Raw genomic sequence first — 7,162 nt, forward strand, 5'->3', positions numbered from 1 at the left:
CTATTGTGGTTTTTTTCATACTATTCCCTTATGTTTTTTAACAAATGATAAATGATAAATGATAAATGGTAAAAGCCATCACCTAAAAAAAGCTAAAACGCCTTTAATGCAATAGTATGGCTATTAACGAAATAGCGCAATCAATCTGCGGTATTGTCATAAAACTATTTTAGTTATAAATTATGTAATTGGCTCAAAAAACATCAAAATGTTGGTTAAAAATGAGGGTGGAGCACTTCTCGTTAACAACTTTTGCTCGCTGTGGGCTAAGCCTCATTCGGAACGATTGATAACAGTATATTAAAAGCAATAATCGAGACTTAATCTTAGTATAGAGTAACGGTGTAATTTAACTAAACGTTTAAGCTCAGCAGTTTAAATGTAAACTGCGACGACTAAAGCTGTTTGACGATCGCAGGTGTTTTATAAGCAGAACTTTATGTAGAAGCTATTTAACACTTAGAACAGTGAAATTCACACTTCAATATCTTAAAAAAATGTGTAAAATAGCCACCAGTTTTTTAAGTGATTTACCACATAACATTTTCTATTTTATTCGGTCTTTAGGAGCCATAACCTAAGGGCGGTAGCATGGAAAAATGTCTTCTTATGTTGACTTAACCACCTTGGTTAAACAACATACCCAGTACCCAGTACCCAGTACCCAGTACCCAGTACCCAGTACCCAGTACCCAGTTAACGGTAGTAGAATCCGTTGATTAATGTTTAATCGTAAATTAATTTTCGTGTCTTGTTGATATTCTCAATGAGGCTATATGCTACCTAGCACCTAGCACCTAGCACCTAGCACCTAGCACCTAGCACCTAGCACCTAGCACCTAGCACCTAGCACCTAGCACCCATTACTTTCATTTCGATTATTAAATAATATGCATTTCACAAAGAAGCTTATAATTACCGCGATGGCGACGGCCATGCTTGCGGGCTGTACTGTGCCTGGATCGCACTTGAGTGTAGATAACAAGAACGTTGTCGCCACAAATCAAGGTGAAAATTCAGATATTTCGGAACAGATTAATGTATACCCATTAACCGCCAGTGCCGTTAATCAATTCAAAGCGCCAAAAACGTATTCACAAATCAATACCGCTCTTGATGCGGAATTGGCACGTTACCAGTACCGTATTGGCCCTGGTGATATTCTAAACGTAACAATTTGGGATCATCCTGAATTAACTATTCCTGCGGGTTCTTACCGTAGTTCTACCGAAGCGGGTAACTGGGTACATGCCGACGGTACTATATTTTACCCTTATATAGGCTTGGTAAAAGTTGAAGGCAAAACGGTTACCGAAGTTCGTAACGAAATGGCGAAGCGGTTGGCCGAATTTATTGAAAGCCCACAAGTTGATGTAAATGTAGCGTCTTTTCGTTCACAAAAAGCGTACATTACCGGCGAGGTCGATAAAGCCGGACAGCAAGCCATCACCAATGTACCGTTAACATTATTAGATGCGATTAACCGCGCGGGTGGTTTAGCAGAAGATGCAGATTGGCGTAACGTGACCTTAACCCGTAATGGCACAGAAGAAAGTCTTTCTTTGTATGCCTTAATGCAACGTGGCGATTTAACCCAAAACCGCTTACTTCGCCCTGGTGATATTGTACATGTCCCACGAAACGATGCACAAAAAGTATTTGTGATGGGTGAAGTTAACGACCCCAAATTACTAAAAATTGATCGCGCAGGTATGAGCCTGACTGAAGCACTGAGCAATGTTGGTGGCATAAACGAATTGTCTGCTGATGCTACTGGCGTATTTGTTATTCGTAGCAATGTGAATGCCAATAAAAATGATGGTTCATTGGCTGATGTATATCAATTAAATATTAAAGATGCATCAGCATTGGTAATAGGTACGGAATTTGACTTGCAACCTTACGATATTGTGTATGTCACTGCAGCGCCATTAACGCGTTGGAATCGTGTTATCGCTCAATTACTACCAACAATCAGTGGCTTTAATAACCTCACTGAAGGTGTAAATCGTGTAAGAACATGGTAGAAAACTGTCATATGTATGAAAGTCTACTGATTTAGCTATTATGCGAAACTTAAAGGACGATGTAATACCGTGTACATCGTTGCTTAACATTTGATATTAAGTTGAAACTATTTATGAGTGTTACCCAAAATATCCCGGTAAAAAATAACGACTCAGATGAGATCGATTTGGGAAAGCTGTTCGGTATTTTACTTGACAACCGTTGGAGCATTATAGCAACCACTTTTGTTTTTGCTATTTTAGGAATAGCCTATGCTTTATTAGCCTCTCCAATTTATAAAGCCGATGGCTTACTACAGGTAGAGCAAAAAAGCTCTGGTATGTCTGCATTAGGTGATATGGGCGAACTATTTTCTAGTGAGTCTTCGTCATCTACAGAAATTGAAATCATTAAATCACGCATGATTCTAGGCCAAACCGTCGATAAGCTAAACCAAACTACGGTTGCTACGCCTAACTACTTGCCTGTTATCGGTAAAGGGCTAGCGCGTATCCAAGGAACACAACATAAGATTTCGGTTAGCCGTTTTGATATACCGAGCTATATTGGTGTTCCCGTCTTTACATTAGTGGTAACGGATGGTCAAAAAGGCACGTTTGAGTTAATTGATAGTAATGAACGGAGCGTGCTTAACGGTAAAGTGGGTGAGCTAGTACAAAAGAGTAATTTTACGCTGTTTGTTACTGACCTATTAGCAGACAATGGTGATACATTTACACTGGCAAAACGTTCACGCTTAGATGCAATTCAATCATTACAAAGTAATTTGACGGTGAGTGAACGTGGTAAGCAAACCGGCATTTTACAGTTGTCGCTAGAAGGTGAAAACCGCAAGACGATTGAAAAAACACTTAATGATATCAGCCAAAATTACTTTTTACAGAATGTGGAGCGAAATTCAGCTGAGGCGGAAAATAGCTTGCAATTTTTGCGCGCTCACTTACCTGATATTAAAATAGAGCTGACCAGTTCAGAAGATAAGCTAAATAGCTTCCGTCAAGACAATGAGTCTATCGATTTGGGGTTAGAGGCGAAATCGACCCTTGATGTAATGGTGTCGATTGAATCACAGTTGAATGAACTGACGTTTAAAGAAAGTGAAATTTCGCAGCGTTTTACCAAAGAACACCCTGCATACCTTTCGTTACTTGATAAGCGGAAAACCCTGCTAGGTGAGCGTGATCGTTTAAATAAACAGATCCAGAAGTTACCGAAAACGCAACGTGAAGTTTTACGTTTAACACGAGATGTTGAAGTTAATCAGCAAATTTATGTTCAACTTCTGAATAAAGTGCAAGAATTAAACATTGTTAAGGCAAGCACTGTGGGTAATGTGCGCATTCTAGATGCTGCACAATCCTATACAAACGCAGTTAAGCCTAAAAAACCATTAATTGTGGTATTAGCGACATTACTTGGCGGTATGCTTTCTGCCGCTATCGCATTGCTACGCGCGGCTTTTCATCGTGGTGTTGAAAACCCAGATGAAATTGAAGCAATTGGACTACCTGTATATGCTAGTGTACCAATGTCTGATTGGCAGATAGAGCTAGAGAAAAAACAAAAAGGGAAGAAACAACTTAGCGTTGAAGATACCTTATTGGCTGTTTCTAACCCAGCCGACCTGTCAATTGAAGCATTGCGCAGTCTGCGCACCAGCTTGCATTTCGCAATGATGGAAGCGAAAAACAATATTCTGATGATTTCAGGCCCTAGTCCTGGCATTGGTAAATCGTTTGTTTCGGCTAATATGGCAGCCGTTGTGGCTAAATCGGGCTCTAAAGTATTGGTGATTGATGCCGATATGCGTAAAGGCCGGATGGAAAAGCAAATGGCGGTTAACCCGAAACCAGGCCTTTCAGACTATTTAAGCGGGCAAACAAGCATTGAAAGTTTGCTTAAACAACCCGGTGTAGAAAACTTAGACTTTATTGGTCGCGGTGACGTGCCACCTAACCCATCAGAACTATTAATGCATCCCCGCTTTAAAGCATTAATGGATTGGGCGTCAGATAACTACGATATTGTAATAGTAGATACACCACCAATTCTAGCTGTTACTGACCCTGCTATTGTCGGTGCCCATGCTGGTACGACGTTACTTGTCGGTCGCTTTGGTCAAAATGCAGTGAAGGAAATTGAAGTCACCAAGCATCGTTTTGAACAAAGTGGAATAGAAGTAAAAGGTTTTATTCTTAATGCAGTTATTCGTAAAGCAAGTAGTTATTACGGTGGTAACTATGGCTATTACAATTATAGTTATGAATCGTCTAAATAATTAAATGGTAGGTTAGATCTTAACTTATTGCAAAGGCACTGGAGACAGTGCCTTTTTCATACTAATTACATTCTAACTGAAGTGTTACAGATTATTCTTAGAGTCACTAATTCAGACTATCTTGGATAAATATAGTGGAAATAAAATGGAAAAGAAACGCGTATTAACGGTTTTTGGTACTCGCCCAGAAGCAATAAAAATGGCACCATTAGTACATGCTTTGGCTGCCGACAAACGCTTTGACGCAAAAGTGTGTGTAACAGCCCAGCACCGTGAAATGCTAGACCAAGTGTTAGGCCTTTTTGAAATCAGCCCAGACTTTGACTTGAACTTGATGAAAGCAGGCCAGACGCTTAATGATGTTACTGCAGGTGTTTTACTGGAATTAAAGCCTGTATTACAGGAGTTTAAACCAGATGTGGTATTAGTTCATGGCGATACTGCAACAACTTTTGCATCAAGCTTAGCTGCGTATTATGAACAAATTGCAGTGGGACACGTTGAGGCTGGGCTACGTACTGGAAATATTTATTCGCCGTGGCCTGAAGAAGCGAATCGTAAGTTAACCGGCGCATTAACAAAGTACCACTTTGCACCCACTAATACATCAAAAGAGAATCTGTTGAAAGAAAATGTTGATCCTGAATATATTTCAGTAACAGGTAACACCGTTATTGATGCATTGCTAATGGTGAAAAGCAAAATAGAAAACGATGCTGATTTGAATGCAACCTTAGCAGCACAATTTCCATTACTTGATTCAGACAAAAAGTTAATTCTTGTAACGGGACATCGTCGTGAAAGTTTTGGTGGAGGTTTTGAACGTATCTGCCAAGCATTAGCGGAAACAGCAAAGCAGCACCCAGAATCACAAATTCTTTATCCAATGCACTTAAACCCTAATGTGCGAGAGCCGGTAAATCGTATTCTTGCGGGTATTGACAATATTTATCTGATAGAACCTCAACAATATCTACCATTTATTTATTTAATGAGTCGTGCATATATTATTTTAACTGACTCTGGCGGTATTCAAGAAGAAGCGCCTTCGTTGGGTAAGCCAGTATTAGTTATGCGTGATACCACAGAACGACCAGAAGCAGTATCTGCAGGCACGGTGAAGCTTGTTGGAACCGACGTTGAAAAAATAGTGAGTAGTTTGAATGAATTACTGACTGATGATATTGCATATAAGGCAATGAGCTATGCCCATAATCCATACGGTGACGGCAAAGCATGTGAACGCATTCTGAATGAATTAGCTAAGTAGTATTGTCTACTTGCTTAAAAGATTAAAGGAAAGAAAATGTCATTTGAAACAGTTTCTGTAGTTGGCTTGGGCTATATTGGTTTGCCAACCGCTGCCATGTTTGCGTCGAGAAAGAAAAAAGTTATTGGTGTTGATGTAAGTCAACATGCTGTAGATACCATTAACCAAGGTGAAATTCATATCGTTGAGCCAGAGCTTGATATGATTGTGAGTGCAGCTGTTAGCGCAGGTTATTTAAAAGCTGTGACGACACCAGAACCTGCGGATGCGTTTCTAATTGCGGTACCAACACCTTTTTTACCATGTAAAGAGGGGGAAGTTCCAGCGCCTGATCTGTCTTACATTGAATCTGCCAGTAAAGCGATTGCCCCAGTTCTAAAGAAAGGTGATTTGGTTATTTTAGAGTCAACTTCGCCTGTTGGTGCAACAGAGCAAATGGCGGCATGGCTGGCAGAAGCGCGTCCAGAATTAAGCTTTCCACAGACGCATGGTGAAAGTGCCGATATAAATATCGCACACTGCCCTGAGCGTGTTTTACCGGGACATGTAGTTCGCGAATTAGTCGAAAACGACCGTGTTATTGGTGGCATGACACCACGTTGTTCAAAGCGTTCGATTGAGCTTTACAAGACATTTGTTCAAGGTGATTGTGTTGTTACCAATGCACGTACCGCTGAAATGGCCAAATTAACAGAGAATAGCTCGCGTGATGTACAAATAGCATTTGCCAATGAGCTGTCAATTATCTGTGACAAGCTAGATATTAATGTATGGGAATTAATCGCATTAGCTAACCGACATCCACGTGTAAATATCTTACAACCTGGTCCTGGTGTTGGTGGACATTGTATCGCGGTTGACCCTTGGTTTATCGTTTCAAAAACACCAGAAGAAGCGCAAATTATTCACACAGCACGTAACGTGAATGATGGTAAGCCTGAGTGGGTAGTAAACAAAGTAAAAATGGCCATTGCTGACTTCCTTCAAGCAAACCCTGAAAAAACTGCACGTGAAGTAACCATCGCTTGTTACGGTCTAGCATTTAAACCTGATATTGATGATTTGCGTGAAAGTCCAGCAATGGCGATTACAAAAGAAGTCTCTATTATTCACAGCGGTCGGGTAATAGTAGTCGAGCCAAATATTAGTGTATTACCTCTGAGAGTAAAAAATGTTGAGCTTGTAGATTTTCAACTTGCTTTAAAAGAAGCAGATATACATTTATTATTAGTTGATCATCATTCTTTTAAAAATAACAAAGTACCTAAAGGCATCATTATTGATACAAAAGGCATATGGTAGTAAAAGTCAATGTTGTTAAAAATATTTCTAGGTCTTTCTGGAGTTATATTTTCACTTATATTTTCAATATTGGTTGTTCGGTTATTAAGTGTTGAAGATAGAGCCGTATACCAGTTAATGATTACAGGTGCTCAATTTTCATTTATTTTAGGTAGTTTTGGTATTCCTTTTGCGAGAGCATTATTGGAAGGAAAGAAAAATAAATCATTTAGTTTTGATAAAGAATTACTTTGTTTTATTCCAATTGTATCTGTTATTATTTATTTTTATACATTGTATTATGA

The 7,162-nt window shown here is 39.4% G+C and carries 5 protein-coding genes; all 5 read left to right on the forward strand.

Annotation, left to right across the window (positions count from 1 at the left end):
* Positions 1 to 890: 890 nt before the first annotated feature.
* On the forward strand, positions 891 to 2,027 hold the full coding sequence (locus tag L4D78_RS00355) for a polysaccharide export protein (RefSeq protein WP_428465106.1): 1,137 nt from the start codon (positions 891 to 893) through the stop codon (positions 2,025 to 2,027).
* 113 nt (positions 2,028 to 2,140) lie between these two features.
* The gene (locus L4D78_RS00360) at positions 2,141 to 4,306 is read left to right on the forward strand and encodes a polysaccharide biosynthesis tyrosine autokinase (RefSeq protein ID WP_428465107.1); all 2,166 of its coding nucleotides are present in this window, start codon (positions 2,141 to 2,143) and stop codon (positions 4,304 to 4,306) included.
* Positions 4,307 to 4,451: 145 nt separating this feature from the next.
* Positions 4,452 to 5,576 (forward strand): non-hydrolyzing UDP-N-acetylglucosamine 2-epimerase, encoded by a 1,125-nt coding sequence (gene wecB / locus L4D78_RS00365; RefSeq protein ID WP_428465108.1) that lies wholly within the window; start codon positions 4,452 to 4,454, stop codon positions 5,574 to 5,576.
* Between the two features lie 36 nt (positions 5,577 to 5,612).
* Positions 5,613 to 6,878 (forward strand): UDP-N-acetyl-D-mannosamine dehydrogenase, encoded by a 1,266-nt coding sequence (gene wecC / locus L4D78_RS00370; protein ID WP_428465109.1) that lies wholly within the window; start codon positions 5,613 to 5,615, stop codon positions 6,876 to 6,878.
* A gap of 9 nt (positions 6,879 to 6,887) precedes the next feature.
* On the forward strand, positions 6,888 to 7,162 hold a 275-nt coding region (locus L4D78_RS00375), incomplete at its 3' end, for a hypothetical protein (protein WP_428465110.1).

The organism is Photobacterium minamisatsumaniensis (genome assembly GCF_050336695.1).
GTDB lineage: Bacteria > Pseudomonadota > Gammaproteobacteria > Enterobacterales > Vibrionaceae > Photobacterium > Photobacterium minamisatsumaniensis.